The sequence below is a fragment of the Massilia sp. genome, from assembly GCF_032106685.1.
Lineage (GTDB): Bacteria > Pseudomonadota > Gammaproteobacteria > Burkholderiales > Burkholderiaceae_D > Telluria.
In genome coordinates, this window is the sequence record NZ_DAMCPG010000104.1 from 1 (window position 1) to 1,356 (window position 1,356).

Consider the following 1,356-nt stretch of genomic DNA (forward strand, 5'->3'; position numbering starts at 1 on the left):
TGGTCTTCCAGATCGGCGCCAGCGCCGGCGAAACCATGAAGCTGAACCTGGAAGCCTCGATGAAGACCGGCGGCACCATCGCCGCTGCCCTGGACGACGTCTCGACCACCTACACCGCCGGCGCCACCACCACCGCCGGCCAGGAACTGACCGGCGCGGCGGCCACGAACGCGATCCTGACCAAGATCAGCACCGCGATCGACAACGTCGCCACCGTGCGCTCGAGCCTGGGCGCCGCGGCCAACCGCCTCGACCACGTCTACAACAACCTGGCCAACATCAGCACCAACACCAAGAACGCCACCGGCCGCATCATGGACGTCGACTTCGCCACCGAATCGGCGAACATGACCTCCAAGCAGATGCTGATGCAAGCCGGCACCGCGATGCTCAAGCAGACCAACAGCATGTCCTCGATGGTCATGTCGCTGCTGCAGTAATCGACACGCCTCCGGCCGCGCCAGCGCGCCGGTGAGTACCGGGGCCAGCCGTTCGCGGCTGGCCTTGTGCGTTTACGGTATGGCTTACGGGATGGGCTGGCCGCCTGCAAAAAAATTTCCACACGGAATTTAATGAGCAGCTCGCCATGGTCGCCTTGTCCTTGTAAGAGCAGATGAGCTGCTCGTTGACCACCCCAACACCTGGAGCTGAACATGCTGAGCCTTCACACCAACGCCGCCACCCTGTCGGCACAAAACTCGATCGGTCGCACCCAGTCGAGCCTGTCGACCTCGATGACCCGCCTGTCGACCGGTTTCCGTATCAACTCGGCCATGGACGACGCGGCCGGCCTGCAGATCGCCACCCGCCTGAAAGCGCAAACCAGCGGCATGGCCGTCGCCATGCGCAACACCCAGAATTCGACCTCGATGCTGCAGACCGCCGAAGGCGCGCTCGACGAAGTCACCAACATGCTGGTGCGCATGAAGGACCTGGCCACCCAGGCATTCGACGCCTCCTCGACCGACGCCGACAAGGATGCCATGCAGTCGGAATACTCGCAGCTCGGCGCCGAGATCAAGAACATCATGACCAAGACCACCTTCGGCGGCAAGGACCTGATGGTCGGCGGCACCCTGGGCACGGCCGGCGGCATGGTGTTCCAGATCGGCGCCAGCGCCGGCGAAACCATGAAGCTGGACCTGGAAGCCTCGATGAAGACCGGCGGCACGATCGACCTGGCCCTGGAAGGCGTCGCAGCGGGCTACAAGGACGGCACCACCGGCGCCGAACTGAAGGCCACCACCAACACCATCCTGACGACCATCAGCGGCGCCATCGACAAGGTTGCCACCGTCCGTTCGAGCCTGGGCGCCGCGGCCAACCGCCTCGACCACGTCTACAACAACCTGGCCA

At 64.3% G+C, this 1,356-nt stretch carries 2 protein-coding genes; both read left to right on the forward strand.

What is annotated here, in order from left to right; genetic code table 11:
- Positions 1-440: flagellin (locus tag RT688_RS23755; RefSeq protein WP_313707280.1), on the forward strand; the 440-nt coding region annotated here is incomplete at its 5' end.
- A gap of 213 nt (positions 441-653) precedes the next feature.
- Positions 654-1,356, forward strand: a 703-nt coding sequence (locus RT688_RS23760; RefSeq protein WP_313707281.1) for a Lateral flagellin, incomplete at its 3' end; no start/stop codon positions are given.